Source organism: Providencia sp. 2023EL-00965, from assembly GCF_033550225.1.
Taxonomy (GTDB): Bacteria; Pseudomonadota; Gammaproteobacteria; order Enterobacterales; family Enterobacteriaceae; genus Providencia; species Providencia manganoxydans.
Map to the genome: position 1 here is coordinate 1 of NZ_JAWUEH010000046.1, position 1,182 is coordinate 1,182.

General features: G+C 58.9%; 2 protein-coding genes. Both read right to left on the reverse strand.

Going from position 1 to position 1,182, the window contains the following annotated elements:
- Nucleotides 1-24 precede the first annotated feature (24 nt).
- Nucleotides 25-864 carry a sulfonamide-resistant dihydropteroate synthase Sul1 gene (sul1, locus tag SC428_RS22040; protein WP_000259031.1) on the reverse strand — a complete coding sequence of 280 codons (840 nt, stop codon included), beginning with the start codon at nucleotides 862-864 and terminating at the stop codon, nucleotides 25-27.
- On the reverse strand, nucleotides 858-1,181 hold the full coding sequence (gene qacE / locus SC428_RS22045) for a quaternary ammonium compound efflux SMR transporter QacE (RefSeq protein WP_031995388.1): 324 nt from the start codon (nucleotides 1,179-1,181) through the stop codon (nucleotides 858-860). Before qacE ends, sul1 begins: the two co-directional genes overlap by 7 nt.
- Between the last annotated feature and the right edge of the window lies 1 nt (nucleotide 1,182).

A 1,182-nucleotide genomic window follows, 5' to 3' on the forward strand; every position in this document is an offset into this window, starting at 1 on the left:
TAGCGGGCGGCCGGAAGGTGAATGCTAGGCATGATCTAACCCTCGGTCTCTGGCGTCGCGACTGCGAAATTTCGCGAGGGTTTCCGAGAAGGTGATTGCGCTTCGCAGATCTCCAGGCGCGTGGGTGCGGACGTAGTCAGCGCCATTGCCGATCGCGTGAAGTTCCGCCGCAAGGCTCGCTGGACCCAGATCCTTTACAGGAAGGCCAACGGTGGCGCCCAAGAAGGATTTCCGCGACACCGAGACCAATAGCGGAAGCCCCAACGCCGACTTCAGCTTTTGAAGGTTCGACAGCACGTGCAGCGATGTTTCCGGTGCGGGGCTCAAGAAAAATCCCATCCCCGGATCGAGGATGAGCCGGTCGGCAGCGACCCCGCTCCGTCGCAAGGCGGAAACCCGCGCCTCGAAGAACCGCACAATCTCGTCGAGCGCGTCTTCGGGTCGAAGGTGACCGGTGCGGGTGGCGATGCCATCCCGCTGCGCTGAGTGCATAACCACCAGCCTGCAGTCCGCCTCAGCAATATCGGGATAGAGCGCAGGGTCAGGAAATCCTTGGATATCGTTCAGGTAGCCCACGCCGCGCTTGAGCGCATAGCGCTGGGTTTCCGGTTGGAAGCTGTCGATTGAAACACGGTGCATCTGATCGGACAGGGCGTCTAAGAGCGGCGCAATACGTCTGATCTCATCGGCCGGCGATACAGGCCTCGCGTCCGGATGGCTGGCGGCCGGTCCGACATCCACGACGTCTGATCCGACTCGCAGCATTTCGATCGCCGCGGTGACAGCGCCGGCGGGGTCTAGCCGCCGGCTCTCATCGAAGAAGGAGTCCTCGGTGAGATTCAGAATGCCGAACACCGTCACCATGGCGTCGGCCTCCGCAGCGACTTCCACGATGGGGATCGGGCGAGCAAAAAGGCAGCAATTATGAGCCCCATACCTACAAAGCCCCACGCATCAAGCTTTTGCCCATGAAGCAACCAGGCAATGGCTGTAATTATGACGACGCCGAGTCCCGACCAGACTGCATAAGCAACACCGACAGGGATGGATTTCAGAACCAGAGAAAGAAAATAAAATGCGATGCCATAACCGATTATGACAACGGCGGAAGGGGCAAGCTTAGTAAAGCCCTCGCTAGATTTTAATGCGGATGTTGCGATTACTTCGCCAACTATTGCGATA